Genomic DNA, 25,008 nt, shown 5'->3' with positions numbered 1-25,008 from the left:
ATTCTTCCCCCAAACGATGAACATTGATCATAATTTTATGAATTTAGCAACGTCCTAAAACAGGTAAGGCTACATTTGCATATTAATTTGACTTACATTTCTAATAACATTTATATCATGAGGTCTAATTTAATCGTAAAAATAAAAACTATTAAACCATGCCATAATAAATGGCAATCATACTAATGGTATCAATTGTACCATGAATAATTATGTTCATCCACAGATTTCTTTTTCCATTAAGTATAAAAATTATCCCAAAAATCAATCCAACTATTCCTGTTTGAAAAATTCCTATTGGTCCTTGAACAAAATGTAACAGACCAAATAATGTTGAAGTGATTATTAGACTTATAATCCATGAATAATCTTTATCACCCAATAATTTTGCAATGTTCTTTAGGATATACCCTCTCCAAATAATCTCTTCAGCAAATGCCGCGGTAATCCACGAACTAATTAAAGCAATAATGAGCATAGAAGTATTTCCTTTTATTGCATCGTAACGACTCAAATCTTTACTGTCAGGTGGGAAAAATTCGAATAATAATGGATTTAATAGAAGATTAAAAACCACCAAAATAGCTACTGTAAGCAATAAGCTAAATAGAATTGTTTTCACCCAAGATTTAGGTCTTTGTAATCCTAATTCAAATAATGTAGTTTTTCTGAGTAGGTGTACAATAAGCATTAGAATTATAGCTATAAAGAATCCTATTTGCCCAAATACACCTAAGCCAATTAATAGTGCTATTACCAAAACTATTAATGACTTATTCGTCCTTAGTTGTGAAATGATTTTGTCCGTTGTAAATTTGTGTGTACTCATGATTTAACTTTTTTTACAAACTTAAATATGAGCCTATTATAAATCGTCCGTGCGGATTGGATAGGACTGGCTTTCAGTACTAGCGGATTGGGCAATACACCTTTACTATTAATTTATTGATAGGTCTTTTTGTATTGTGATGGGGTAATTCCATGTAAATTTTTAAAAAGAGAATTAAAAACAGATTTAGATTTAAAACCTGCGTCATAAGCTAATCCCAATATACTAATGTTGTTCTTAGACTTATCCTTTAACATATGGGCTACTTCAATTATCCTATATTCATTAACAAATGCATAGAAATTTTTGTTCGAAAATTGGTTGATAGTTTGTGATAATTGATGCGGTGTGAGATTAATTTGTTCAGACAATTGTGTTAATGTTAATTCAGAATCTAAAAAAGGTTTTTTTACTTTCATATACTCACATAAGTTATCATAATATTTTTTGGCCAATGCTTCTGATAAACCTGTTTTTTCATATTTGACTCTATTACTATCTAGATTATATGTTTCAGAATCATAAAACAAAGATGTATGTCTTATTCCATAATGCCCCAATACAACTTGAAAAACACAAATACTAACTATACTAACTATACTGATGGTCGTATAATTTAAGTCGTCAGAAATAAGATAGAAAAAATAGAATATAAAAATAGAACCAAAGACAAGCGTTGCTCCTAATAATATTGTTTCTAACCATTTTAAATTAATTCGGTCAATATTAGAATATTTCGATTGTACGGCTTTAGAATACACCTTTGTTAATTTATAGCATACTGGAAAATAAAAAAAACATTGGACAAATAGAATAATATCTGTAATTGAATATAATTTCTCTTCACTTAATTGAGATTTATAGATCATTAGTTTTTCATCACCCGGTAGTATAAAAAACTTAACCGAAAGAATAAAAAACATTCCAATAAATGGCAAAAGACTTAAAATCAAATACTTTTTTCTGATGTTTCCGTATACAACGCTTCTTGTATAAAAATAAATAAATGGTATGTGTATAAGTACTAAAGGGGTATCTAAACCTAGAAAATGAGGATAGTCCTCAATCAAATTAGAGTGTCTAATGTATAATAAAGAAAAATGAATTACCAATACAATCTGCCAAAGTCCAAAAACTATATCACTTTTAGATTTCTTTTTCTTATTAAAAAGAAGTAGAGCTAAGAAAGAACTAATAATTATACCTATAAAAAAAAAGATTTCCATAACAACTAATATAAAAACACACCGGCTCCTCTCACTCTGTAGCCTTGCCCCTTTTAGGATATCGCTAAATTCATAAAAATATCAGGCTACAGAACTACGAAAAGATTTGGATATTATGATTGCGAATTCGACTAAATAACCATTGCCCAAAGTATATAATTAAATAATCATTCCTCTTTAAAGATTTTAAGATGTTCTTCTGAACCTGTCATTTGCCAATGCCCTAAAGAAATTGGGATGTTCCCCATACTGTTCAAGGTATCAAAAAAGTCTTTTGTGACAAAAGGCTTGTTCCGTAACTCTTGTATTCTAGCATAATCCGCCAATGCATTTTCCAATAAGTACTTGCCAGTAATATAACTTGTGCCATACCCTGGTTGTCGCAAATAAAGATGTTGCTCAAAAATCAATAGTTCTTTTTCGGTTTTCATCCAACCACGGGGGGTATACTCGCTATGGATACCCCCCGCTTCTTCCATGGTCATTTCATTGGCATGGGCATATAGTGAACCCAATCCCCTTGCAGCGCGCTGGGCAATCATAATGTATACAATCTCTTTGGTTCTTGGACTGTCATCGTACAGACCCGCCTGCATGAACATTTCTTCTACTGCCGTAGCGGTTCCTTCGTTTCTCGAGTCAAATATGTTGTACAGTAAGGGTCCTCGTCTTATTTCGCTTTGATGTGGTTCATGTTCCATTCTTGCCAATTCGAACCAATGGTAAAAATGGGAATACAGAGGTCTTGGGTCATAATGTTCCCCAATCAAGAAGAAATTCCGTTTTTCTTTGGGCACAAATTCTCCTAAGTGTTCCCGCAATGCAGTATCAAAATAAGGTTTTACCGTTACGATATCTTGTTCATCCAAAAAACTGATCAAGCTTTTTGCTGCTTCGTCTGCCATTTTATCGTAGGCTTCGGGCGAATTCGCCGCGACCAATTGCGGTAAGTTCCTGTTTCTATGTTCTTCTAATTTAAGCGATGTCCAAGCACGTGCAAGTTCACGTTTAAGTATCATGACTTCATCGTCCCAAGTTAACGGTACCAAATGTACATTTTGTAGATACCATGTGTAATATTCTTTTCCAATACCAGACGGGCCCGTTTTTGATTCGGACTTGGATTGCAACCAAGCTACGAAATCATCCGTAGAAGTTATAGCTTCATCAATTATAGCGACCAATTGAGTATCATCCTTAACCGTGTCTTGATTTTTTAAACCCTTCAATACGTTACTTTGGTTTTGAATATCCCTAATCCCCGTAATCCATAAATCTTTTGCATTTCCCGTTAAATTAAGTTGTGCCTGCCTATTTAATACTGGTATCACTTTTAAATCTTCCAAAAGACGAGTCCTTTCTTTTTGGGATAAAGGAAAATCATAGGTCCATAGTTCGGTAGTTGCATGGTGCGTAGGCCCTTCATGGGCAGGAACGTCACTTTTATACGTCCAAACCGATTTGTAAAAAGCAGGGTCGCGAACCCAGGGTTTTAGAACACGATGGTTAAAATCGTATCCGTTCATCTCGGCCCAAACCACCATCCAGTCCACTTTATGTTCTACTGGCCATCCCATGGTGTCGATAGCTTTCAGGTTTGATTGTAATTCCTGAAATCTTGGCCAACGCTCTTTAAAGGTTTCTTCGGTGTAATCGGGCGCTCCATCAACAAATGGAGGTTTTTCAAATATTCGCCATTCCTTGAACAAGTCTACCAAACCAGAATATTTATGGGATGAGTCACTCTTCATCGAACTTGGAATAGCAGGTTCTTTTTCCTCAGTTTTACAACCATAGAAAAATGATAACAAAAGGCTAAAAAGGATAATTGGTTTATGTAAAAATTGATATTGGTTCTTCACTTGTAAAATCATTGGTGGTTTCTGTTTTTATAGAATAGGAATTATGAGCTTAACCATAGTTTACTTGTCATGTAATTTACCATTATTTCTATTATTAATTTACAACAACTTCATGTGAAACCTTTCGCTTATTTTTATTGACTAAGCTGATTATTCTTAATGACTACAAAAGACGAACAAATCTATTGGACCCAGCGCTATGAGGAATCGCGCACTGGCTGGGATATTGGATATCCCTCTACTCCATTAAAGACCTACATTGACCAACTTACGGATAAGAGTATAAAAATTTTAATTCCAGGTGCTGGGAATGCCTATGAAGCTGAATATTTATGGCAAAAGGGATTTCATAACTTGTATGTAATGGATATTTCACTCTCCCCTTTAAAGGCTTTTCAGAAAAGAAATCCCAAGTTTCCAAAAGCCCAATTGCTCCAAGAAAACTTTTTTGAGCACCATGGTCAGTATGATATCATTCTTGAACAGACTTTTTTCTGTTCTTTTGTTCCGACAGATAATAATAGATTTGTTTATGCCGAGCAAATGGCCAATTTGCTAAAACCCAATGGCAAACTAGTGGGCGTTTGGTTCGATATTCCATTAACTGAGGATATGGAAAAACGACCTTTTGGAGGTGACCGAGAACTTTATTTAAGATACCTGACCTCATATTTGCAAATGAACACTTTTGAGCATTGCTACAACTCCATTCCCCAACGGCAAGGGAATGAACTATTTGGGATTTTCACAAAAAAATAAGGCTTACAAGTTTTTTGGCTTGAAAAACCCGATTACCAATCTTGTCATTTTATAAAAAATATAGAAAAGTAAACATAGAAGACTACCAAATCCAATAGGAATAATAGCACCAAAAGTAAAAGCTGCACCAAATACCCATCCCAATAAATACTCAGATCTATAAAGTGGAAATACAAAGGCCAGCATAAAAAGTGACCCCATAATGTAATCTGTAACTTCGATGCCATATGAAAAGCATACCGATATGATCACTGCAAACAGTAATCCAGCTAAAAATCGTACTACAAGCTTTCCAAGTGATTTTTTGGTATGCTGTGGATTTGTTCTTTTGTGTATGCGATGGAGCAAGAAATACGTAAATATTGGTAAAACAATACCTCCCCACCAATTTGGTATCCCTGGTAAATCCTTATCATGTAAAAGATAATGTGTGGGAATACCTCCATGAAGATAATCCCAAGCGAGATGCGTCCAAACTAAAATAGTTGCTACAACGGTTATTACAACTCGTGATTTTTGATTTAGTACTTTTTTCATTTTTTTGATTTGATTGATGCATTCATGAGACGCCGTTTTTAGATTATTGTTACAAAAATATTTTCAAGAAAAGTCTTTCCCCATTCTTGGTTACTTAACAAGCTTTTAAGAAATCCTTTATCCCTTTTATTTATCTTTAGCTGACTAATTAACCTATAATGAAACAACACTACACTTTGTTGATGCTATTTGCATCTATTACCCTATTTGCACAAGATTTTTCCATGGATTTGATCCAGGATATGAAACCCCGAAACATTGGTCCTGCGGGGATGAGTGGCAGGGTCACTTCAATAGATGTAGTCCATTCCAATCCAGATATTATGTATGTGGGAACGGCCTCTGGAGGATTATGGAAATCCAGTTCTGGGGGTATTACCTGGGAACCTATTTTTGATAAAGAAGTTACTGCTTCTGTTGGTGCGGTTGCCATTCAACAATCAAATCCTTCCGTGATTTGGGTGGGAACTGGAGAAGGAAACCCTAGAAACAGTCTTAATGGCGGTTACGGTATCTACAAATCGCTAAATGGTGGAAAAACCTGGAAAAGTATGGGCCTTGAAAAGACCAGACATATCCACAGGGTGATAATCGACCCTACCGACCCAGATGTAGTTTATGTAGGAGCAATTGGTTCTCCATGGGGTGTACACCAAGAACGTGGTGTCTATAAAACAACAAATGGCGGTGAAACATGGGAGAAAATCCTCTTTGTAAACGATAAAACCGGAGTCGCCGATTTGGTAATGGATCCAACCAATCCAAATAAACTGATTGCTGCCATGTGGGAGCATAAACGCGAACCATGGTTCTTCAAATCGGGGGGCGAAGGTAGTGGACTCTATATGACGCATGATGGTGGTACCACTTGGAAAGAACTGACGGATGAGGATGGCCTCCCAAAAGGGAATTTGGGCAGAATAGGCATCGCTATTGCGCAAAACAAACCCAATGTGGTCTACGCCTTGGTCGAAGCAAAGAAAAATGCACTCTATAAATCCGAAGATGGCGGCTTCAAATGGAAAAAAGTAAACGATAAAAATGATATCGGTAACCGTCCTTTCTATTATTCTGAAATCTATGTCGACCCACAGAACGAGAACAGGGTGTATTCCATTTTTACGTTTGTGAACGTATCCGAAGATGGCGGTAAAAACTTTAAACAATTAATGAACGCCTACGGTTGGGATGTTACCAACGGTGTGCATCCAGACCATCACGCTTTTTGGATTCATCCTGAAAATGGACAATTTTTAATTGATGGGAACGATGGGGGAATGAACATTTCCAAAGACGGTGGCAAAACATGGCGATTTATAGGTAATCTGCCCGTAGCGCAATTCTATCACATTAATGTCGACAACGAATATCCTTATAATGTATATGGCGGAATGCAGGACAATGGTTCTTGGAGAGGCCCTGCGTATGTTTGGAAGACCCAAGGTATACGGAACAGTTATTGGCAAGAAATCGCTTTTGGCGATGGTTTTGATGTAGTACCTGATTTGGACGACAATCAATTTGGCTATGCCATGAGTCAGCAAGGTTACGTTTCTCGCTATGACTGGAAAACCGGAAACAATTACATCGTCCGCCCTACCCCACCAGATGCGGAAACCAAACTTCGGTTTAACTGGAATGCAGGAATTGGACAAGACCCATTTGATAACAGCACTGTTTATTTTGGAAGCCAGTTTGTACATAAATCAACTGACAAAGGACTGACATGGGAAGTGATTTCCCCAGATTTAAGTACCAATGACAAAGAGAAACAAAAGCAAAGTGAAAGTGGTGGACTTACCATGGATGCAACCGGAGCCGAAAATCACTGCACTATTTTAGTCATTGAGCCTTCTCCTTTAGAAAAAGATATGCTTTGGGTAGGTACGGATGACGGTCGGGTACATTATACTCAAAATGGAGGTAGTAATTGGACCGAGGTCACGTCAAATATTAAAGGATTACCAAAAGGAAGTTGGATACCACAGATCAAGGCTTCAAAAAACAACAAAGGCGAAGCACTTCTGATTGCCAATGATTATAGAAGATTCAACTATACGCCTTATGCATATCGTACTAAGGATTATGGAAAAACATGGACGCGTATTGTGGATTCTGACGATGTAGAAAGCTATACATTGTCCATAATCGAAGATCCGAAAAATCCCAATCTCATGTTTTTAGGAACCGATGATGGGCTCTATGTTTCCTTTAATGCCGGTGATAAATGGCAAAAGTGGACAGAAGGTTTCCCTACCGTTTCTACCAAGGATTTAGTTATACAGCCAAGGGAAGACGATCTTGTTTTGGGAACTTTTGGTCGTTCTGCATGGGTGTTGGACGATATACGCCCTTTACGGGAATTAGCACAAACTCCTTCCCTACTTCAAAAGGAAGTTAGTCTTTTTGATAGTCCCGATGCTTATTTGGCCGCCTACCAACAACCTACTGGAAGTCGATTTGGAGGAGATGCGCTTTACAATGCCGAAAACAGAAAATATGGGGCTATGATCACCTATTATCTAAAGGAAGGGAATAGTTCCAAAAAAGAAGAGGACAAAAAAGAGGAGGAGAATCACGAAGAGAAGGAAACCGTAAAGAAAAAAGAAAAAACAAAAGACTCTGTTTTCTTCAAGTTCTTTGACGGGGATAGACTAATACGAACATTAAAATTTAAAACTCCCGAAAAAGCCGGTTTTCATCGAATCTACTGGAATCTTGATGAAAAAGGTTCGGATAGGCCATCAAGAAAAATAAGTAAGGATAAAAAAGAACGTGGCGGTGTCGAAGTGAAACCAGGAACTTACAAAGTAAAAGTACACTATGGAGAACTAATGGATTCCACAATGGTAACGGTTAAGTCAGATCCAAGGTTAAAAGTTTCCACTGCGGCAATCAGCCAAGTCTACAATACGGAAAAAAAATTAGATGGCTGTATGCAAAAAGCAGCTGATGCCGTAAAACAACTTGTGGAAAGTAAGGACTTGGCCAATAAATTTCAAAAAGAACTGAAAGAATTGGATAAAGAACAATACAAAGAACAGATAACTTCTTCAAAAGATATTGTAAAACAAATCGATTCAATAACCGCGCTCTACCTTGGTAAGGATGACAAACGCCAAGGAATAACCCGAAATCCTGAAACTACCGTTATGCTCCGTATCAATACCGCCAGAAGGTATGTAGGCAGCCGTAAAACTGGAATGACCAAAACGGAAAACAATCTGATTCAATTTGCAGAAGAAGAATTGAATTCTGCGCTGGAAAAGACCAATACTTTCTTCAATACCGATTGGAAAGCTTATAGAGAAAGTATTGAATCTTTGGATGTATCACCTTTTAAAGAAACAAAAGAATTTAAACTCAACTAAAAAACAGAAAATGAAAAAACTAGTTTTTTTGATGGCATTCCTAACGATATGGGCATGCAAGGAAGAAAAAAAAGAGCCGCCTTCGGTAGCTGAGACAATGAAAACCTACACCATCTCCCAGATGATGGACAACGAAGCCATTGGCGGAGGAAGTTTCTCCCCGGACAACTCCAAATTATTGATATCCAACAACAAATCTGGAATTTATAATATGTACACCGTTGGAGTGGATGATGGCAAAATGATGCCAGTGACCGCCTCGGATAGCTCCTCTGTATTTGCCATCTCTTATTTCCCAAAAGATGAACGAATGCTTTTTAGAATGGATGGCAATGGGGATGAAATCTATCATATTTATGCAATGGAAGCAGATGGAACCCACAAGGATATTACACCCTATGAAGGTGCCAGAGCTTCCTTTTATGGGTGGGCAGATGACGATGAAAGCTTTTATTATACCTCCAATACTAGAAATCCGCGCAATGATGATATTTATGAAATGGATTTGGAAACTTTGACCCCTACGCTCCTTTTTGAGAATACGGAAGGTTATAGCATCGATGACATTTCAGATGACAAAAAATATCTCGTGCTTGGCAAACCTATAAATACGAATGATTCAGACTTGTTCCTTTACACCGTTGCTGACAAAAAAATGGTTCAAATCAATGAAAACCAAAGTGCCAACAGTGGGGCTGACTTTTCACATGATGGAACTTCATTCTACTACACTACGGACGATGGTTCTGAGTTTGCCTATTTAATGCGTTATGACATTGAAACTGGTGAAAAAGAAAAAGTGATGGAAAAATCCTGGGATATCTGGGGAAGCTATTTCACCGAAAATGGAACATATCAAGTAACCTACATCAACGAAGATGCAAAAAATGTTATTGAAGTAAAAAATGTTGCTTCGGGAGAAAGTATTGAACTTCCATCATTTGATAACATGGACATTACCAACGTTGGTTTTTCCGATGATGAAACTTTAATGCGCTTTTATGCCGGGGGGTCGCATACGCCTTCCAATCTCTATGTTTATAATCTGGAAACCAAGGAACAAAAGAAACTTACAAATGTATTAAATGACGAATTGCAACCACAAGATTTGGTAGCTGCAGAGGTGGTTCGCTACAAATCTTTTGATGGTGTCGAAATTCCGGCCATATATTACAAGCCCCATCAAGCTTCTGAAGAAAATCCAGTTCCCGCTTTAGTTTGGGTACATGGTGGGCCAGGTGGGCAATCCAGACAAAACTTTAGTGCATTTATCCAATACTTGGTCAATCATGGTTATGCTATACTAGCCGTAAACAACCGAGGTAGTAGCGGATATGGAAAGACATTCTATCAAATGGATGATTTAAACCATGGAGACAAAGACTTAAAAGACTGTGTCGAGGGTAAAAATTGGCTTGCCGCCCAACCTGAGATAAATGGAGAAAAAATAGGCATAATTGGCGGTTCTTATGGGGGATACATGACCATGGCCGCTTTGACCTATACTCCAGAAGAGTTTGATGTTGGTGTCAATCTTTTTGGAGTTACCAACTGGATAAGGACTTTAAAAAGTATTCCGCCATGGTGGGAATCTTTTAAAGATGCGCTCTACAAAGAATTAGGAGATCCACATAGCGCGGATTCCGTTCGGTTAAAAGCTATTTCGCCACTTTTCCATACGGATAAGGTTACAAAACCCCTTATTGTTTTACAAGGTGCAACAGACCCAAGAGTTTTACAAGTAGAGTCTGACGAGATTGTTGCCGGAGTCAAAAAGAATGGTGTGCCTGTTGAATATGTTCTTTTTGAAGATGAAGGCCATGGCTTTGTTAAAAAAGAGAACCAAATCACCGCATATAGCAAAATACTCGAGTTTTTGGAGATTCATTTAAAAGGTGAAGAAGGAACTCCAATAAAAGATGGCGATATTTAGAATTGAATAACAAAACTTGGGCTTACTAAAATCAATCACCCCTCTTCTACATATGAGGGGTGATTATTTAAAATAATCTATGAAGAAAATTGCAGTTCCTTTATGCCTATTGTTCGGTATGGTTATAAACGCCCAAACAGGTGAAGAAGAACTAGGAGCATGGTACATGTACTTTGGAATGAACAGAATTTCTGACAAACTCAGCATTCATACCGAGGCTCAATTTCGATACTATGAAACCACCTCGAACTTTAATCAACTGTTATTACGAACAGGACTAAATTACCACATTACCAAAAATGCCATCGTAACGGGGGGCTATGCTTATATTGACACAGATCCAACGTTTGTAGAAAGCCAGCCATCTATAGCTCCAGTTATGAATTTTACAGTAAATACGGTTTTAGAACATCGTTTGTTTCAACAATTAATTCTAACAAACAAGGTAGGGGAATTTCTTTTTGAGCACCGCTATCGATTAGAACAGCGCTTTTTGGAAAACAGGGATTTGGATGATTCTTTTACTGAACACCGCGCCCGCTATCGATTACAGGTGACCTTGCCTTTGACCAATACATTTTTCTTGAATTTTTATGATGAAGTATTCATCAACCTCCAAGATGACATCTTTGGACAGAATAGATTGTACCTTGCTGGGGGAATACATCTTACCGAAAACAGTAATCTTCAGATAGGATACTTAAAAAATCATTTCAACAATGCAGTTTTTGACCGCATTCAGATAGGTTTTTTCTTCAATCCCGACTTAAGAAAAAAGAAGTAGGTAACTGAAGTAAAACTAGTACAAGCATCTGAAGGCTCTCAAAAATATATAGGCTTTACATACGTTTTACATCAAAGCCAGTTTATGAAAACCATTTGTGCGATTACTATGCTTTTTTTTAGTCTAAGTTTTCTTAAAGCACAACAAATTACAGAAGGCCAGATAAAAAAATTAACTGAAAAACCTAAGAACCTTAAAGGCAAGATAATTAAAATTCAAGGTGAACGGTTTATCCAATTAACTTGGGGAGAACAACCACATGAAGACATTAAGGAACTTGAATACTTACTATATGTTTCTGGAATATGCAAGGAACTGGCTTTACAGGCATCCATAGATATCAGAAAAAACAGATACAATTACCCCGTTCACAATCGGTTTGGCAAATTGTACCAATTTCAGATTAAGGCACAATATCAAAGCGAACGTGTTTATGTATACCAGTTTCCAAACAAAGCACTTCATGAAAAAGAATACGAATACACAAAATCTCCGATGAGTGATACACTATCAGTTTATGTTCCTTCTAAAGATTTACCCAAGGTAAACATCTGGCCCATATCAAAAGACGGTTCCATAGTAACCCTAAATTGGAAGTATAGTGATGAAATCAATGACCTTGCCGGTTTTAGATTGTATGAAAATGGAAAACTGATTCTTTCTGAGGAAAAACTAACCGCCAAGAGCAGAAATTGGAAATCCAACTCGCTACAGCCCGGAAAATACAAATATCAAATTGAGGCAGTTTCTAAGTTTGATGTAAAAAGTGAGCTTTCACAAGCAAGAAACTTTACTATTACAACCGAATAGTAAACTACCTTGGGTCAACCTACGTGGCATTTAAGAAAACCTTAATTTTGATTTAGACGCAAGCGTTGGACACCTTAATCTCGATTATCGAGTAAAAAATAACTCGATTTTATAAGATTGATGTTGTAACTTGATAAGGTTCTAATCTAATATCGACTTAAGTTTAAAGTCAAAACCCTTATCATGAATCTTCAAAAAATTATATTTACCAATAAGGAAGGGCAACAACTTGTAGGCCGCATAGAGTTTCCTGTAGACAGACATCCTCACAATTATGCGCTTTTTGCACATTGTTTCACTTGTACCAAGAATCTTTCTGCCGTTAAGAACATTAGTAAAGCATTGACCGCTAATGGATTTGCTGTGCTTCGGTTCGATTTTACGGGTTTAGGTGAAAGCGATGGTGATTTTGCAGATACCAATTTCTCTGGCAATGTTGACGATCTAGTAGCAGCTGCTCATTTTTTAAAAGAAAACTATGAATCTCCATCATTGCTGATCGGGCACTCTTTGGGCGGTGCCGCAGTAATCTTTGCAGCGGCCGAAATTGAATCTGTCAATGCAATAGCCACCGTAGGAGCACCTTCTAATCCAAAACATGTAAAACATTTGCTCAAAAGTGGATTGGAAGAAATCAATGCCAATGGAGAGGCAGTTGTCAATCTAAGTGGTCGCGACTTTAAGATTAAAAAACAATTTGTGGATGACCTAGACACCAAATCACTTCCTGAAACTGCCAAGTCACTCCGAAAGCCATTGCTCATTATGCATTCACCACAAGATGATACCGTGGGCATAAAAAATGCAGAGGAGATTTACGTGGCCGCCCACCATCCTAAAAGTTTTGTTTCCTTGGATGGCGCCGACCATTTACTGTTCAACAAAAAAGACTCCACTTATGTTGGGGAAGTTATTTCTGGTTGGGCAAAAAGATACCTGTCCATAGAAAAAGGAGTTGATGAAAGTTTACGAACAAAACACCAAGTTGTGGCAAGCCTGGATGGGGATGACTATTTTACAACGCAGATGAAGGTTGGAAATCACTATATGATAGCGGATGAACCTACTGATTTTGGAGGAAATGACTTTGGTCCTTCGCCATACGAATTAGTCTCTGCCGGTCTTTCCGCATGTACCGTAATGACCATTCAAATGTATGCCAGAAGAAAGGGGTGGCCCATAGACAATGTGGAAGTGCATACCTCTTACAGCAAATCCCATGCGGAAGATTGTGAAAATTGTGAAAACGATACTTCTAAAATCGATACATTTCATCGAGAAATTAAATTGACAGGAAATCTTGACGAAAAACAAAGGGCAAAGATCATGGAGATTGCTGATAAATGTCCAGTGCATAGAACGCTTCACAGTAAAACACAGATTTTGACCAAATTAGTGGATTAATTTCCTGTTTCTTTTATACTTTGCCTTTAAATCATAAATCGCCACTTAAAATTCAAAGTACGTTAGATGCAAAGTCCAACTTTTGAAATAAGCATTGGAACTAATATGGATGGTATGCATCTCATTGCCATTCCAATGGAAATTGCAAAACCTTTTGTTGAGAAGAAGCATAAACGTGTCCGGGTTGTGGCAAGTTTTGAGGATAGATCTATTGAAATTTACGCAGCGTTATTGAAGAGAAACAATGCATATTTTATGATGTTCGGAAAGAAGAATCAGAAGGCATTGGGTATATTCCCTAACGATTACTTTCAATTACAACTTTTTGAGGATACTTCTAAATATGGTGTTGCCGTTCCAGAGGAGTTTGATGCAGTCATGCTAAGCGATTATGATGCCTACAACATATTTGAAGGTCTAACGGATGGAAAAAAACGAGGTATTATTTACATGATTACCCGTTATAAAAACTCTCAGACCAAAATTGACAAAACACTCTTGTTGTGCGAAAACCTAAAAAGGGGTATTCGGGACAATAAAGAATTGTTAAAGCCATTTTAGTTTGACAACGTTTCAATAATTCCTAACTTTAGAAAAATCATAAAAACTTTACCATGGACAAACGTAAATTTTTGAAGCATACCGTAATGGCGACCACTGGAATGTCCATTGCCCCTTCCCTTGTGCTTTCATCCTGTAAGACCGAACCTAAAAAGGAAAAAGAGATGGAGGTTCCGGCTACAGCAGCAACGGTGTTTTCACTTCCCGAGATTCCATACGGGTATGAAGCATTTCCAGATACCATTGATGCGATGACCATGGAGATTCACCATTCAAAACATCATCAAGGGTATACCAATAAATTGAATGCTGCCCTGAAAGAGGAAAATATTTCTGGGAAAACAATCGAGGAAATTTTGAGCATGGATAATTTGCCAACAGCGATCCGTAACAATGGCGGTGGGTATTATAACCACACCCTGTACTGGGATATTTTAACTCCCGGTGGCAGTATGAGCGATACCCTAAAATCCAAGATTACCGAAGATTTTGGTTCGCACGAAGCTTTTACCAAAGAATTGGCAGAAGCCGGCGCTAAACGATTTGGTTCTGGTTGGGCTTGGGTCTGTCAAGATGCGGATAAAAAACTTCACATCTGTTCTACACCAAATCAAGATAACCCTCTTATGAACGTTGCGGAAAAAATGGGAACACCAGTATTGGGAATAGATGTTTGGGAACACGCATACTATTTAAAGTACCAGAATAAGCGGGGTGATTACCTTCAGAATATTATTAAAATCATCAACTGGGAAAAAGTTGAGTCAAGAATATCTTGAAAATTTTTAGTTTAAAAAGAGCTGCCTTTTGGTAGCTCTTTTTGAAAAATAAATAGTTACATCCTGACATCTTTTTGAACCTGTTTTTCAATATGCCCTTGATTTGGATGTTGAACGACATCTAAAATTGTAACCATACCATCCTAACAAGACAATACTATAAATACCCCTTCTACACTTAAATCGTTTACGTTATGGATACTAAATATCAACTCACAGACAATGAAGAAGCCAAGCAGTTTCAATTTAAGATTGATGATGCCGTGGCCAAAATAGAATACATAAAGGCGAAAGAAAAAATCTATCTTACCCACACAGAAGTGCCTAGAAACTATGAAGGTAAAGGTGTTGGCTCCGAACTCATAAAACAAACACTGGAACACATCAAAGCAAAAGATCTTACGTTGGTTCCCTTATGTCCTTTTGTGGCCATGTACATAAAAAGGCATCCCGAATGGAAAACATTGGTTTTAAAGGGAATCAACATTGCTTAATAGTTTGAGATAATCCTTTCGGTTTAGATAAGGATTCAATTCTTTTTTTTTCGACATTCTATTGGACTAAAACATTTACTTTTACGGGTGAAATCCTACCATGTCCAAAATCCCAAAATTCAATTTAATTGACCCATCAAAGAGTCCTTTTTTCTATGGGTATGTCATCCTGCTCATGGGAACTATTGGTGTATATTGCAGTATTCCCGGCCAAACCATAGGGGTATCTGTTTTTACAGACCCGGTTAAAGACGCTTTGGGGCTAAGTCGTAATCAGTTTAGTAATGCCTACATGATCGGGACCATTATCAGTTCTCAGGTCATAGGAAGGGCCGGTGTTTGGTTCGATAGGTACGGAGCAAGATATGTTGCCTTAGGGGCAACATTGACATTGGCAACGACACTTTTACTTTGTTCCCTATCGGTTCACATGAGTGAATCTATCAAACATATACTTAATCAAGATACATGGATCGTCCCATTTGTTCTAATGACGTGTCTATTTTTCTTATTGCGATTTGCGGGACAGGGTGTATTGACCATGACGTCAAGAAACATGATCATGATTTGGTTCGATAAAAACCGGGGCAAGGTGAATATGTTCAGCAGCGTTGCACTTTCCTTTGGGTTTTCCTCCTCTCCTTTATGGATCAATGCAATTATTGAAATCGATGGCTGGGAAAATACATGGCGAATCTTTGCGATAGGACTTCTGGCCTTCAGCGTTCTGGTTTTCCTATTTTATAAAAACAGACCAGAGGAACATGGCCTTTTACCCGATGGGGCATCTGAGAAAAACTTGGAAGAACAAGAAAAAATCAAAATTGCGAGCAAGCAATTCACGCTTAAAGAGGCTAAAGGTACACGCGCTTTTTGGATGTACGGATTAATGCTTGCTTTTAATAGCTTTTTTATCACCGGGCTTACGTTCCATGTTGTGTCCATCTTTGCCAGTGAGGGGTATCCAAAAGCTGATGCCATTTCTATTTTTTTACCTGGTTCTGTGGTTGCCGTTACAATTTCGACCGTTTTTAATTGGTTGAGTGATTCCCTTCCCTTAAAGCTCTATCTCTATTTAATGCTTTTAGGCGGTATTCTAGCAGCTATAGGCTTTTTGTTTTTGACCAGTGTAATCGGTATTCCTTTTTTAATTGCCGGATTTGGTATTATGGGCGGATTTTTTGCTGTTCTTAATGCTATCGCATGGCCTCGCTTTTATGGTAGAAATCATTTAGGTGCCATCACGGGGAAAATAATGAGCTTTTTGATTCTGGCAAGTGCTTTGGCTCCACCTATTTTTAGTTTATGTTTTTCCACATTTGGCTCTTATAGCCTAGTGGGCTACATAGGATTGGCATTCTTGATATTCTTGGTTTTGGGAAGTTTAAAAGCGAACAATCCCCAATAACGGGATACTTTAAGATTAAAAATGATTACAAGCAATTAAATTTCTTAAATTTATAAGTATCATTAGATTAACATCATATGAGCTTCAAGATTTCTTCATTTGTTTACTTAGTTATGTCCTTTTTTTTGTTCTGTGCGTGTACGGCCCAGCCAAAAGAAGTGGAGTTGTTAGATACAATTGAAAAGTTTAATACTGCTTTTGCAAACAGTGAACTCCCAACATTGGATGCTATGGTAACGGAAAACTATATTCATACCAACGGAAATTCCAAGGCCATTGATAAGACAGCTTGGTTTAACTATCTAAAATCAAGGAACCAAGAAATTGAATCTGGCGTATTAAAGGTGGAACAGTACAACATGAATGAATTGCATATCGAATTACATAATACTACGGCAATTGCTACTGCAAGGGTATCTACATCCATCATCAAAAATGGGATAGTTACAGAAAATGAGTATCGGATTACCAATGTTTGGGTATATGAGGATGATGCTTGGAAACGAGCAGCTTTTCACGACACCAAAATAAAATAACAAACGTAGTCAACACATAACCAATTCAAATAAACAACATGAAACTAGGCGCATTTTCCATCAGTTTGGCAGTAAAAAATCTAGAGGTATCCAAAGAATTTTACGAAACTTTGGGCTTCACTGTTTTTGCCGGAGAATTGGAACGAAATTACCTTATCCTAAAAAATGAGAATACGCTAATCGGGCTTTTTCAAGGCATGTTCGAAAACAATATTTTGACCTTTAATCCGGGTTGGGATGCGAATGCCCAAAACCTTGACTCTTTTGACGATGTACGCGACATACAAAAGCATCTTAAAGAAAATGGTGTGACACTGGCAAAAGAAGTTGATGAGAGTTCTAAAGGACCCGCAAGCTTTGTAGTTACTGATCCAGATGGGAATACTATTTTAATTGATCAACATGTATAACTAGCATTAAAAAGAAAATATTGTTTTTTTATACTTTAAACGCCTTGACCTTCTACTTAAGCCAGTTAGAAAATTTTGATACCCTTACCGATAAAACATTTATACTGCCAAATACCAATGACTCCCATGCTTTTGGCACCAAATAATGGTAATCAAATTCCAACTATGGAACATTTAGATGCCTTAACGGCTAGACCATAAAGCATATGGTTTCTTGTGTACTCTTTAAAAGTTCTTATAAAAAAGAAAACGACTTGGAAAAACCAAGCCGTTTCTAACAACTTATAAAACTAAGAACACAATTTTATAACTTAATACCTACGCCAAATCCAATAATCCATGGATTGATATCAACGTCCGCATCAACTGTTGCTTCAAGAGCTGTAGTCGCATCAATGGTGGCATCGGTACTTAAGAAGAGTTTTTTTACATCAACATTCAAGAACCATTTATCGTTGAGCATAAAATCAAAACCTCCCTGCAAAGCATATCCTATAGAGGTGTCATAATCAATATCATCGACCGTAGGGCCCTCATCTACCCCATAAAACAAGGTTAGGTTAAGTCCTGCCCCAACATAAGGAACAAAATCACCTCCGGTAAAATGGTACTGCCCTGTCAATGTTGGTGGAAGCAACCATACATGTCCTAAATCAATATCACCTACAGCGGTACCCACAGCTTCTACATCGTGCTTAGCAGTGGCTAAAATCAATTCTACTGACCAATTTTCGTCGAAAAAATAAGAGATGTCCAATTCGGGAACAACTGCTGTGGATATTGATGCATCACCACCTATAGCTTGAATATCTGCACTTTCATCTGGTGTTACTACAATACCCCGTAACCTAAATTGCCATTTGCTGAAGTCAGCATTCGAATCTGTATCCTGTGCATTTGTGTAATTCACAAAAGCCAAGAGCATTACCATTAAAGAAATTACTGTTTTTTTCATTTGAGTCTGTTTAAATTTCAGTCAAAACTAAACCTCTGCTTGATCAAAGAACATGACCTTTATCATAGATGGAAAATTTATGATTCTGAACGAAAGCTCCCATTTTAATCATGCTTGCACTCTTAGCATAGAAAAGAAGGGCGCTCACAAAGCATGAGGCTTATCAATAAAAATGAAGAAAAATGGTTTACCCTAGCATTCCGCCACAGAACAATCGATTGTAGTTGTATTATTTTCAAAATCTGTTGTCATTTATGCAAAAGTAAAAACGGTTATTTGTAGTTTAGAGTTATTAAGTTATCACATAATCAAGAATACACAATGTTGGATTTAATGGCATTAAAAACCGAAGTATTGATTACCGTTATATCATTGGTGTTAATCATTGGATTAAACTCTTTGACCAAAAGGGCAATCCGAAGGTTTGGAAAAACCAGTTCTATAAACATGAACAGCAGAAAAATTATTTTCTATCTAAGCAACTTGTTTTTTTATGGTCTTGCGATAATAGTGATTACCCTGATTTGGGGAGTAAACCTTCAGGAATTTTCGGTCTTTATTTCATCGGTTTTGGCAATCTTGGGTATTGGATTTGTCGCCCAATGGTCCATACTATCAAACTTGACCGCCAGTGTTATTTTATTCTTTAGTCATCCGTTGCGTCTTGGTGATAGGGTCAGGGTTCTGGACAAAGATTTTGATTGGACCGGAGAAGTTGAGGATATCAGTGGTTTTTATCTTTTTATGCGTACGGATGATGGAAGAAAGATTACCATCCCCACCAATTTGGTCATTCAAAAAGGTATAGAAATCCTTAAAAAAGAGGAAGCCTTGACTATAGAGACTGATGAGCCTGAATCTAAATGAAGGGAAACTTTACAGTTTTAATTTAATTTTCTTTCCTTTTTAAATTTCCCTATTACTTCAAATTGTTTAATTTATAGTATTTTGCCAAGGTAAACATAACCTAATGAATCCCTCATCTTCCGGCTGGATAAACAAGTTTGGATATCTTGTAAATAAAGATAATCTTGATTTCCCAGACTTTGAAAGCCTCTATAAGGAGCTTAAGACGAATGGTTTTATCTATGGGGTTCACTTAAACATCCCCTCATTTGTTCCAGTAGAGCACAAGCTTACCGAAGATGAAATTGCAAAAATAAACTTGCTCACGGCATTGTATTTCACCTTTAGGTTCGAAAAAAAAGAAACTGATTTTGATGCCTTTGTAAATACTGTTTTTGATTACTACCAATCCTTGGAGGTCGGTAAAATCTCGTTCCTGAACAAAATACTAAGTGGAACCCATACCGAATCCCAATTGGAAAAGCTCTTGGATTCCAGAATTTATTTGGACAGTAACATCTTTAATAGGGCTTTTGGGAACAGTCTCACCAACTCGTTATTATATGTAGATGTCCTAATTTTTAGATGCTATCTACAAGGTTATATCCCCATAAAACAACACGCACATTTATTGGAGTATGTAACCATCAACATTGCTTACCATGCATTGAACTCAAAAGATGCCGATAAAAAAGATGTAAAACTTGTACAGGTATTGGCTTCCTCTTTGACTTATGTAGATTTAGATGAGACAGATTTTGATGGCACCTACAGGGATTTATTAAAACGAAATTTTACCGTTTATGAAAGAGAATATTTTATCGATATTGCATGTTTAACCTTATGGGAAGACGGGTCATTGGACTACACGGAATCCGATTATATTTTTGGTCTGGGCAAGGACTTGGGAAAGACAAAAATCGAGGTAGAATATGCTTTGAATTTCGTTACGGATTTCTTCGAGAAAAACAGCGAAAAAGCAACCTATTTAAATGATAAAAATTTGGCGTTTCAGTTCTATGAAGGAATGTCCAAAAGTGTAAGTAAATTGATTTTGCGAAATAGCAAAAGACTAAAAAAAGAGCTTCTTGAAAGTAAGGAGCTTGTCACCCTTTTATCAAAATCCACGGTAAAGGATTTGAGTGCGGAAGAAAAGAAAAAAGTACAAAATCATTTGTTGGATATTTTTAAAACCATTCCTTCTTTGGCCATTTTTATGCTACCGGGCGGAGCAGTTTTATTGCCTATTTTTATAAAACTGATTCCTAAATTGCTGCCATCGGCTTTTGATGACAATCGAGTCGAAAAATAGCCATTTTTCTCTTAAAAAAGCTATTATAAGAAAAATCTATATTTACTTATTATTTAAAATAAATATTTGATAACCAAATTTTTAAAAATCCTTATTCCAACCAAAGCTTAAAGTCCTTTACTCGCTCCCGGCTTACGATGATTTCTTGTTCATTAAAGCGATTCAGCTTAATTTGAAGCCTAGAATTGGTGTATGAAATGATGTCGTTGATGTGATTGATGTTCACATAAAATTTTCGGCTCACCCTGAAGAAATTTTTTGGTGAGAGCTCCTCTTCCAAATTCTCCAGAGTGGTATCCAACAGATAACTTCTCCCCTCGGATGTAGCTGCATAGGTTCCCTTATTTTCACTATAAAAACATTCCACGTCATCTGCATTTATAATTTTCAAATGCTGCCCTACCTTGACCGTAAATCTTTTTTTGTATTCACGTTCCAGAGGGTTTACCAACAGGTTTTTTATGTCGTTAAAATCAACCGATATTTTGTGCGAACCAGGCTTAAAATCCTTGTACTTTTTTACAGCACTTTCCAGCTCTTCATCATCGATAGGTTTTAACAAATAATCTATGCTGTTCAACTTAAATGCCTGGAGCGCATATTCGTCATATGCAGTGGTGAAAATTATGGCACTTTTTACCTCGATGATATCAAATATTTCAAACGAAAGACCATCCGACAATTGGATATCCAAAAAGATAAGATCAGGATGTGGATTGTTCTGAAACCACTCGATAGATTCTTCAACGGAATGCAACATGGTTGAAACCTCAACATCCAATTCTGCAAGCAACCTGTTCAAACGTCTTGCAGCGGGTTTCTCATCTTCTATAATGATAACGTTCATTTTACAGTATTAAAGATTATTCAAAAGTACGTGTATCCTGTTCTTCTTGTTCCATATATTTTTGAATCTGCTTGGCTTCCCACTTTTCTACACGGGAGTGGCTAAAGACCCGGATTGCATGAACAACAAGAAAAATTCCCCAGATTACTGGTGTGGATACCAAGTCCCATATCAACCAATTGTTATAGTTAAAGGCTTCGGAACCCATATCTTGGAAAAAATCATAATGATACGCCTTTATACAGAATATGATGATATTGATAATAATGTAAATACTCAAGTGCGAATAAAACTTCTTTAGTTGTTTTACTCTTTTTTCTGCTCTTTCCCTACTAGTTTCTAGATTTTTCATGTTACATGTATTTATCCATTTCTTTTTTATCCTCTTCAATATATTTTTTAATCTGCCTTTCTTCCCACTTTTTATTAAAAAGTGGGTTGAAATCAAAAGTCTTGGCCGCATGGAAAAAAAGTCCAATGCCCCATCCAAAAAGCGTTACAAAATGACCCCATTGCCAAAAATCCTCGGTGTTTCTATAGATATTAAAAAGGATAAAGGCATTCACGATGACATAAACTGCTATGTGAACATAAAACCCTTTTAGCTTTTCGATCTGGTTCTTTGCACGTTTTAATTTTTCTTGATTATATGGCTCCATAACTATCTCCATTTATCGTTTTCTTCTTCTTTTTGCATAAACTGCCTAATCTTACGCTCTTCCCAGTTTTTTCCAAAAAATGGGTTGAGGTCGAAGGTCCCTATGGCATGAAAAAAGACACCTATCCCCCATCCAAATGCGGCCCACAAAAACCATGCATAGCTAAATCCGTTGGTTAAATAGTTGATCAATGCCAAAGCTGAAATTACCACAATATACGTCCAAAGGTTTGCGTAAAACTTTTTTAATTGGATAACCCTCTCCCTTGCCTTTATATATTTATTTTCCTTGCTTAAATTTTCCATTTTAGTTGTTTTTGGTTAGTTGTACAGTTAAATATACTGAAACATTAGAATTTAGTGTTGTTCATGAATTCCTTGATTTTACACTCTTCCCAGTCTCTGCCAAAAATAGGATTATACCCATAAATGCCCATCCAATTTGCGACCAATCCTATTCCCCAACCCAGTGCAGGAAAAACGAACCAAAGAAAACTGGTTGTCCTATAATTGATATAGGCCAAAATGGGAATGACAATACAATAGGCAAATAAACTGGAATAGAAAGATCTAATAGTGTCAACTTTTTCCTTTGCTATTGTGTACCGGTATTCATTGAAGTCTTTCATAATGCTATGTTTTAAGTGTTATCTATATCTTAATTACATAGCAAACTTCGGGATATTGAAGGGCAAGTGAAAAAGTAGATTCGCGAACTGTTAGTTTTTAGGGATGAATTGTAGGGATTGGGAATTAGGTATAAGGTGAAGGGTAAAAGGTGTTGGGTATTGGAATCGAATATGCTTACAACTTGTTTACTTGTAATCCCTAACTCCTAACAACTGACTTCTGATTTCCGATTTCTGATGTCTGATGTCTGAAAAACACCCCTTTTCACCCAAAACCTTTCACCCAAAACCCTTCACCTCGATAACGACCCTTCTCAACTTTGAAACTTTGAAACTCTGCAACTTTGAAACCTTTCACCCAAAACCCAACACCCCCATCCGTCAACCCAAACCCTGTATCCGTCAATTACCATGGGGCACCGATCTATATTCCTGTTTTCTTGCATGCTCTAACGCTAAATTTCGAGCTCATGAAAAAAATACGTTTTTTGAACCTGATGATCCTATCCCTTACAATGTTCGCTGTCTCCTGTTCCAGTGACGACAATGGAACGACAACGCCGACACCAACGTCCAAACCGACCATAAGTGGATTTACGCCCAGTTCCGGGCCTGTTGGTACAGCGGTGACCATTAACGGGACCAACTTTAGTACAACGCCGGCATCCAACACCGTAAAAATTGGTGCCATTACGGCTACCGTAAGTACCGCCACCGCCACCAAGCTAACCATTTCCGTTCCCCAGGGTGCGTCTACCGGGGCGGTAAGTGTTGGCGTAGGTGGTGAGACCGTGACCGGGAGCACCTTTACCGTGACCGAAACCGAAGCGCAGAACACCGTCCCGGTGATCACCAACCAGACCACAACGACCGAAGTGGACGAGAATGCAAACAATGAATTCACCATCTTTACCGTGACCGCCACCGATGCCGATGCGGACGATACGCTCACCTTTGAGATCACGGACGGAAACGGTGAAGGACTGTTCAGCATAGACGAAAACGGCCTGATCACCTTGGCGGATGGCCAAAACCTTGACTTTGAGACCGCCCCAGAACACAGCATAACGGTGACCGTCTCCGATGGCAATGGGGGCACGGACCAGATCAGCGTACAGATAGCGGTCAAGAACGTTATCGAGAACCTGTTCGAAGACCCGGCGTCCTTTATCTTTACCTTGGAGACCGCTGGTGCCAATGAGGAATTCAGCATAGAAGTATTCGGAGAAGGGGAAGACGTCGATTTTCAAATTGATTGGGGCGATGGACAGCCAGAGGAACATGTGACCGAAGAGGAAGCGTACCATCAGTACCAAACTGCGGACACTTATACCGTGGCCCTAAAAGGGCAAGTGGGCCGATTGAGCTTCTTTGGACAGGACGCTTTGCGGACCGTGGAGCAATGGGGAGACACGGCATGGAAGAGTATGGAGGATATGTTTCACTTGGATAATGATGATATTTATGTAGCTATAAATGCAACGGGCGAACCCAACCTTGAGCAATGTACATCGTTCAGTTACGCTTTTCCCAATGCGGATTTTAAACAGAACATTAACGATTGGAAGGTAGGCAACGTCACCAATATGTTAGGTACTTTTGCCTACAATACCTCGTTCAATCAGGATATCAGTGGATGGAATGTGAGCAATGTTGAAACTATGCGATTAATGTTCTTTAGAGCTGCTGCATTCAATCAGGACATTAGCGGTTGGGTAGTATCCAGCGTTACCAGTATGACCGGTATGTTTCAGTACGCAGGAAGTTTCAATCAGCCCATTGGTGGCTGGAACGTTGGCAACGTTACCGATATGGGCCAAATGTTTCAGTACGCACAAAGTTTCAATCAGCCCATTGCCAACTGGGACGTTAGCAATGTTATAATCATGAGGTTTATGTTCGATGAGGCCACAGCGTTCAACCAAAGTCTAGGGGCATGGAACATAGGCAGTGTTGTAAATATGGAAAACATGCTCACCTTTTCCGGGATGTCCGCCCCTAACTTTTCAGATACACTTATAGGGTGGGCCGATCAAGTGGTACAACCAAATGTGGTTT

The 25,008-nt window shown here is 37.8% G+C and carries 25 protein-coding genes; 15 read left to right on the top strand and 10 right to left on the bottom strand.

From position 1 onward, the window contains the following. Positions 1 to 151: 151 nt before the first annotated feature. The 3 genes from KIM67_RS18225 to KIM67_RS18215 form a co-directional block, all read right to left on the bottom strand. A complete protein-coding gene (locus tag KIM67_RS18225) occupies positions 152 to 829 on the bottom strand; it encodes a CPBP family intramembrane glutamic endopeptidase (RefSeq protein ID WP_213832986.1) in 678 nt (225 codons plus the stop codon). A 113-nt stretch (positions 830 to 942) separates the two neighbouring features. After that, positions 943 to 2,055 (bottom strand): AraC family transcriptional regulator, encoded by a 1,113-nt coding sequence (locus tag KIM67_RS18220; protein WP_213832985.1) that lies wholly within the window; start codon positions 2,053 to 2,055, stop codon positions 943 to 945. A gap of 167 nt (positions 2,056 to 2,222) precedes the next feature. Continuing rightward, positions 2,223 to 3,806, bottom strand: a complete 1,584-nt coding sequence (locus KIM67_RS18215) for a hypothetical protein (RefSeq protein ID WP_250149323.1) — start codon at positions 3,804 to 3,806, stop codon at positions 2,223 to 2,225. Positions 3,807 to 4,076: 270 nt separating this feature from the next. On the opposite strand from KIM67_RS18215, the gene KIM67_RS18210 reads away from it, so the two are divergent. After that, a complete protein-coding gene (locus KIM67_RS18210; RefSeq protein WP_213832984.1) occupies positions 4,077 to 4,676 on the top strand; it encodes a methyltransferase domain-containing protein in 600 nt (199 codons plus the stop codon). 3 nt (positions 4,677 to 4,679) lie between these two features. On the opposite strand, the gene KIM67_RS18205 is transcribed toward KIM67_RS18210, so the two are convergent. Beyond that, entirely contained in the window at positions 4,680 to 5,213 is a 534-nt protein-coding gene (locus tag KIM67_RS18205) for a hypothetical protein (protein ID WP_213832983.1), read from the bottom strand. Between the two features lie 158 nt (positions 5,214 to 5,371). Between KIM67_RS18205 and KIM67_RS18200 the strand changes: the two genes are divergently transcribed. The 11 genes from KIM67_RS18200 (at position 5,372) to KIM67_RS18150 (ending at position 17,703) form a co-directional block, all read left to right on the top strand. Beyond that, positions 5,372 to 8,584, top strand: coding sequence for a hypothetical protein (locus KIM67_RS18200; protein WP_213832982.1), 3,213 nt, complete (start codon positions 5,372 to 5,374; stop codon positions 8,582 to 8,584). 10 nt (positions 8,585 to 8,594) lie between these two features. Next, on the top strand, positions 8,595 to 10,517 hold the full coding sequence (locus KIM67_RS18195) for an alpha/beta fold hydrolase (RefSeq protein ID WP_213832981.1): 1,923 nt from the start codon (positions 8,595 to 8,597) through the stop codon (positions 10,515 to 10,517). A 79-nt stretch (positions 10,518 to 10,596) separates the two neighbouring features. Then, on the top strand, positions 10,597 to 11,301 hold the full coding sequence (locus KIM67_RS18190; protein ID WP_213832980.1) for a DUF2490 domain-containing protein: 705 nt from the start codon (positions 10,597 to 10,599) through the stop codon (positions 11,299 to 11,301). 84 nt (positions 11,302 to 11,385) lie between these two features. Next, positions 11,386 to 12,111 carry a hypothetical protein gene (locus tag KIM67_RS18185; protein WP_213832979.1) on the top strand — a complete coding sequence of 242 codons (726 nt, stop codon included), beginning with the start codon at positions 11,386 to 11,388 and terminating at the stop codon, positions 12,109 to 12,111. Between the two features lie 183 nt (positions 12,112 to 12,294). Further along, on the top strand, positions 12,295 to 13,515 hold the full coding sequence (locus KIM67_RS18180; protein ID WP_213832978.1) for a bifunctional alpha/beta hydrolase/OsmC family protein: 1,221 nt from the start codon (positions 12,295 to 12,297) through the stop codon (positions 13,513 to 13,515). Positions 13,516 to 13,581: 66 nt separating this feature from the next. After that, the gene (locus KIM67_RS18175) at positions 13,582 to 14,076 is read left to right on the top strand and encodes a YdeI/OmpD-associated family protein (RefSeq protein ID WP_250149322.1); all 495 of its coding nucleotides are present in this window, start codon (positions 13,582 to 13,584) and stop codon (positions 14,074 to 14,076) included. Between the two features lie 53 nt (positions 14,077 to 14,129). Beyond that, positions 14,130 to 14,855, top strand: a complete 726-nt coding sequence (locus KIM67_RS18170; RefSeq protein ID WP_313788452.1) for a superoxide dismutase — start codon at positions 14,130 to 14,132, stop codon at positions 14,853 to 14,855. A gap of 194 nt (positions 14,856 to 15,049) precedes the next feature. After that, a complete protein-coding gene (locus KIM67_RS18165; RefSeq protein ID WP_213832977.1) occupies positions 15,050 to 15,349 on the top strand; it encodes a GNAT family N-acetyltransferase in 300 nt (99 codons plus the stop codon). 100 nt (positions 15,350 to 15,449) lie between these two features. Next, positions 15,450 to 16,757: an MFS transporter gene (locus tag KIM67_RS18160; protein WP_213832976.1), complete on the top strand. Its 1,308-nt coding sequence runs from the start codon at positions 15,450 to 15,452 to the stop codon at positions 16,755 to 16,757. Positions 16,758 to 16,870: 113 nt separating this feature from the next. Continuing rightward, positions 16,871 to 17,293, top strand: a complete 423-nt coding sequence (locus KIM67_RS18155; protein ID WP_213832975.1) for a nuclear transport factor 2 family protein — start codon at positions 16,871 to 16,873, stop codon at positions 17,291 to 17,293. Between the two features lie 38 nt (positions 17,294 to 17,331). Continuing rightward, entirely contained in the window at positions 17,332 to 17,703 is a 372-nt protein-coding gene (locus tag KIM67_RS18150) for a VOC family protein (protein WP_213832974.1), read from the top strand. A 304-nt stretch (positions 17,704 to 18,007) separates the two neighbouring features. On the opposite strand, the gene KIM67_RS18145 is transcribed toward KIM67_RS18150, so the two are convergent. Next, positions 18,008 to 18,658, bottom strand: a complete 651-nt coding sequence (locus KIM67_RS18145) for an OmpW family protein (protein WP_213832973.1) — start codon at positions 18,656 to 18,658, stop codon at positions 18,008 to 18,010. A gap of 333 nt (positions 18,659 to 18,991) precedes the next feature. Here KIM67_RS18145 and KIM67_RS18140 point away from each other — a divergent pair, with 333 nt between their 5' ends. Both KIM67_RS18140 and KIM67_RS18135 read left to right on the top strand, forming a co-directional pair. Then, positions 18,992 to 19,525, top strand: a complete 534-nt coding sequence (locus tag KIM67_RS18140) for a mechanosensitive ion channel family protein (protein ID WP_250149321.1) — start codon at positions 18,992 to 18,994, stop codon at positions 19,523 to 19,525. Positions 19,526 to 19,628: 103 nt separating this feature from the next. After that, complete coding sequence (locus tag KIM67_RS18135) at positions 19,629 to 20,816, top strand: LETM1-related biofilm-associated protein (RefSeq protein ID WP_213832971.1); 1,188 nt, start codon at positions 19,629 to 19,631, stop codon at positions 20,814 to 20,816. Between the two features lie 91 nt (positions 20,817 to 20,907). On the opposite strand, the gene KIM67_RS18130 is transcribed toward KIM67_RS18135, so the two are convergent. Genes KIM67_RS18130 through KIM67_RS18110 form a run of 5 tightly spaced genes read right to left on the bottom strand, consistent with a single transcriptional unit; the run spans position 20,908 to position 22,950 of the window. Further along, the gene (locus tag KIM67_RS18130) at positions 20,908 to 21,663 is read right to left on the bottom strand and encodes a LytTR family DNA-binding domain-containing protein (RefSeq protein ID WP_163418486.1); all 756 of its coding nucleotides are present in this window, start codon (positions 21,661 to 21,663) and stop codon (positions 20,908 to 20,910) included. Between the two features lie 16 nt (positions 21,664 to 21,679). Continuing rightward, positions 21,680 to 22,015 carry a 2TM domain-containing protein gene (locus tag KIM67_RS18125; protein ID WP_213832970.1) on the bottom strand — a complete coding sequence of 112 codons (336 nt, stop codon included), beginning with the start codon at positions 22,013 to 22,015 and terminating at the stop codon, positions 21,680 to 21,682. Position 22,016: 1 nt separating this feature from the next. Continuing rightward, positions 22,017 to 22,334, bottom strand: a complete 318-nt coding sequence (locus KIM67_RS18120; protein ID WP_250149320.1) for a 2TM domain-containing protein — start codon at positions 22,332 to 22,334, stop codon at positions 22,017 to 22,019. Continuing rightward, on the bottom strand, positions 22,325 to 22,627 hold the full coding sequence (locus tag KIM67_RS18115; protein ID WP_213832969.1) for a 2TM domain-containing protein: 303 nt from the start codon (positions 22,625 to 22,627) through the stop codon (positions 22,325 to 22,327). The genes KIM67_RS18120 and KIM67_RS18115 overlap by 10 nt, the downstream gene beginning before the upstream one ends. A 44-nt stretch (positions 22,628 to 22,671) precedes the next feature. Then, a complete protein-coding gene (locus KIM67_RS18110) occupies positions 22,672 to 22,950 on the bottom strand; it encodes a 2TM domain-containing protein (protein WP_213832968.1) in 279 nt (92 codons plus the stop codon). 470 nt (positions 22,951 to 23,420) lie between these two features. Between KIM67_RS18110 and KIM67_RS18105 the strand changes: the two genes are divergently transcribed. Next, positions 23,421 to 25,008, top strand: a 1,588-nt coding sequence (locus KIM67_RS18105) for a BspA family leucine-rich repeat surface protein (RefSeq protein ID WP_213832967.1), incomplete at its 3' end; no start/stop codon positions are given.

This window comes from Flagellimonas sp. 389 (genome assembly GCF_018449435.1).
Lineage (GTDB): Bacteria > Bacteroidota > Bacteroidia > Flavobacteriales > Flavobacteriaceae > Flagellimonas.
Note: the sequence above shows the minus strand (reverse complement) of the source record. Positions and strands in the feature narration are given on the sequence as shown.

Bases quoted from the DNA above. Each gene is read 5' to 3' on its own strand.
- KIM67_RS18225 (WP_213832986.1), bottom strand. From the start codon at position 829: ATGAGTACACACAAATTTACAACGGACAAAATCATTTCACAACTAAGG.
- KIM67_RS18220 (WP_213832985.1), bottom strand. From the start codon at position 2,055: ATGGAAATCTTTTTTTTTATAGGTATAATTATTAGTTCTTTCTTAGCT.
- KIM67_RS18215 (WP_250149323.1), bottom strand. From the start codon at position 3,806: ATGAAGAGTGACTCATCCCATAAATATTCTGGTTTGGTAGACTTGTTC.
- KIM67_RS18210 (WP_213832984.1), top strand. From the start codon at position 4,077: ATGACTACAAAAGACGAACAAATCTATTGGACCCAGCGCTATGAGGAA.
- KIM67_RS18205 (WP_213832983.1), bottom strand. From the start codon at position 5,213: ATGAAAAAAGTACTAAATCAAAAATCACGAGTTGTAATAACCGTTGTA.
- KIM67_RS18200 (WP_213832982.1), top strand. From the start codon at position 5,372: ATGAAACAACACTACACTTTGTTGATGCTATTTGCATCTATTACCCTA.
- KIM67_RS18195 (WP_213832981.1), top strand. From the start codon at position 8,595: ATGAAAAAACTAGTTTTTTTGATGGCATTCCTAACGATATGGGCATGC.
- KIM67_RS18190 (WP_213832980.1), top strand. From the start codon at position 10,597: ATGAAGAAAATTGCAGTTCCTTTATGCCTATTGTTCGGTATGGTTATA.
- KIM67_RS18185 (WP_213832979.1), top strand. From the start codon at position 11,386: ATGAAAACCATTTGTGCGATTACTATGCTTTTTTTTAGTCTAAGTTTT.
- KIM67_RS18180 (WP_213832978.1), top strand. From the start codon at position 12,295: ATGAATCTTCAAAAAATTATATTTACCAATAAGGAAGGGCAACAACTT.
- KIM67_RS18175 (WP_250149322.1), top strand. From the start codon at position 13,582: ATGCAAAGTCCAACTTTTGAAATAAGCATTGGAACTAATATGGATGGT.
- KIM67_RS18170 (WP_313788452.1), top strand. From the start codon at position 14,130: ATGGACAAACGTAAATTTTTGAAGCATACCGTAATGGCGACCACTGGA.
- KIM67_RS18165 (WP_213832977.1), top strand. From the start codon at position 15,050: ATGGATACTAAATATCAACTCACAGACAATGAAGAAGCCAAGCAGTTT.
- KIM67_RS18160 (WP_213832976.1), top strand. From the start codon at position 15,450: ATGTCCAAAATCCCAAAATTCAATTTAATTGACCCATCAAAGAGTCCT.
- KIM67_RS18155 (WP_213832975.1), top strand. From the start codon at position 16,871: ATGTCCTTTTTTTTGTTCTGTGCGTGTACGGCCCAGCCAAAAGAAGTG.
- KIM67_RS18150 (WP_213832974.1), top strand. From the start codon at position 17,332: ATGAAACTAGGCGCATTTTCCATCAGTTTGGCAGTAAAAAATCTAGAG.
- KIM67_RS18145 (WP_213832973.1), bottom strand. From the start codon at position 18,658: ATGAAAAAAACAGTAATTTCTTTAATGGTAATGCTCTTGGCTTTTGTG.
- KIM67_RS18140 (WP_250149321.1), top strand. From the start codon at position 18,992: ATGGCATTAAAAACCGAAGTATTGATTACCGTTATATCATTGGTGTTA.
- KIM67_RS18135 (WP_213832971.1), top strand. From the start codon at position 19,629: ATGAATCCCTCATCTTCCGGCTGGATAAACAAGTTTGGATATCTTGTA.
- KIM67_RS18130 (WP_163418486.1), bottom strand. From the start codon at position 21,663: ATGAACGTTATCATTATAGAAGATGAGAAACCCGCTGCAAGACGTTTG.
- KIM67_RS18125 (WP_213832970.1), bottom strand. From the start codon at position 22,015: ATGAAAAATCTAGAAACTAGTAGGGAAAGAGCAGAAAAAAGAGTAAAA.
- KIM67_RS18120 (WP_250149320.1), bottom strand. From the start codon at position 22,334: ATGGAGATAGTTATGGAGCCATATAATCAAGAAAAATTAAAACGTGCA.
- KIM67_RS18115 (WP_213832969.1), bottom strand. From the start codon at position 22,627: ATGGAAAATTTAAGCAAGGAAAATAAATATATAAAGGCAAGGGAGAGG.
- KIM67_RS18110 (WP_213832968.1), bottom strand. From the start codon at position 22,950: ATGAAAGACTTCAATGAATACCGGTACACAATAGCAAAGGAAAAAGTT.